Source organism: Streptomyces lincolnensis, from assembly GCF_021173675.1.
Classification (GTDB): domain Bacteria; phylum Actinomycetota; class Actinomycetes; order Streptomycetales; family Streptomycetaceae; genus Streptomyces; species Streptomyces lincolnensis_B.
The window spans coordinates 1-255 of the sequence record NZ_JAIHON010000068.1; the positions used below are offsets into that span (position 1 = coordinate 1).

The 255-nt window shown below is 58.8% G+C and carries 1 rRNA gene; it reads right to left on the reverse strand.

The annotated features are described in order from the left end of the window. Positions 1-255, reverse strand: a 16S ribosomal RNA gene (locus tag K4B79_RS48920); the annotation flags it as partial.

Below are 255 nucleotides of genomic sequence, written 5' to 3' on the forward strand. Positions count from 1 at the left end.
ACCCGACGTGACAAGCCGCCTACGAGCTCTTTACGCCCAATAATTCCGGACAACGCTTGCGCCCTACGTATTACCGCGGCTGCTGGCACGTAGTTAGCCGGCGCTTCTTCTGCAGGTACCGTCACTTTCGCTTCTTCCCTGCTGAAAGAGGTTTACAACCCGAAGGCCGTCATCCCTCACGCGGCGTCGCTGCATCAGGCTTTCGCCCATTGTGCAATATTCCCCACTGCTGCCTCCCGTAGGAGTCTGGGCCGT